Annotated in this window: 1 protein-coding gene and 2 pseudogenes; 2 read left to right on the forward strand and 1 reads right to left on the reverse strand. The window is 71.4% G+C overall.

Annotated features, from left to right (window positions below; all coding sequences use genetic code 11):
• Window positions 1-246: ATP-binding cassette domain-containing protein (locus BHU15_RS35295; protein WP_141726952.1), on the reverse strand; the 246-nt coding region annotated here is incomplete at its 3' end.
• 123 nt (window positions 247-369) lie between these two features.
• On the opposite strand from BHU15_RS35295, the pseudogene BHU15_RS41795 reads away from it, so the two are divergent.
• Together BHU15_RS41795 and BHU15_RS35300 are read left to right on the forward strand one after the other, a co-directional pair.
• Window positions 370-539 (forward strand): annotated as a pseudogene (locus BHU15_RS41795) (alpha/beta hydrolase); the annotation flags it as partial.
• A gap of 2 nt (window positions 540-541) precedes the next feature.
• Window positions 542-988, forward strand: a pseudogene (locus BHU15_RS35300) (alpha/beta fold hydrolase); the annotation flags it as partial.

A 988-nucleotide genomic window follows, 5' to 3' on the forward strand; every position in this document is an offset into this window, starting at 1 on the left:
GATCACATAGCCGATCCGGCGACGCAGCCTCACCGGGTCGACACCGGAGATGTCCTCGCCCCCGACGAGGATCCGGCCCGACGTCGGCTCGATCAGCCGGTTCACCATCATCATCGTGGTCGTCTTGCCACAGCCGGACGGTCCGACCAGCGTGACCAGCTCCCCTTCACGTACCTCGAACGACAGTCCGTCGACTGCCGTCGTACCGTCTGGGTAGACCTTGCTGACCTGCTCGAACCGGATCATGAACCCACGCTAGGAGGGCCCCGTCACCCGCGCACACCGACGGCGGCCGAACGATCGCGAGCAGCCACCGGCGAGGCACACACCTGCGGGACAGGCCGTGTCCGCACCGAACCAGGAGCCCTTGTGACCAGCTACCGCCAGCCCGGCGTCGTCCTCACCGACCACCGTTTCCCGGTCCCGCTCGACCACGCGAACCCGTCGGGGGAGCGGATCGAGCTGTACGGCCGCGAGGTCGTCGCCACCTCGAAGGCCGGCGCGGACCTGCCCTGGCTCGTCTATCTGGAGGGCGGCCCNNCGCCAGGCCTGGCTGGGCCGCGCCCTCGAAGAGTTCCGGGTGCTCCTGCTCGACCAGCGCGGCACCGGGGCGTCCACCCCGCTCAACCGCCAGACCCTCCCGCTGCGCGGCGGCCCCCGCGAACAGGCCGACCACCTCGCCCTGTTCAGGTCCGACAACATCGTGCGCGACTGCGAGGCGATCCGCCCGCAGCTGACCGGCGGCGCCCCGTGGACCGTGCTCGGCCAGAGCTTCGGCGGCTTCTGCGCCGTCCGCTATCTCTCCGCCGCGCCCGAGGGCCTGGCGACCGTACTGATCACCGGCGGTCTGCCGGCGCTGCACGGCGGACCCGACGACGTCTACCGCGCGGCCTATCCGCGGATCGAACGCAAGGTCGCCGCCCACTACGCCCGCTATCCGCAGGACGTCGAACGGGCCCGCCGGATCGCCGAGCACCTGGCCGAGCAC

The organism is Streptomyces niveus, assembly GCF_001723055.1.
Lineage (GTDB): Bacteria > Actinomycetota > Actinomycetes > Streptomycetales > Streptomycetaceae > Streptomyces > Streptomyces niveus.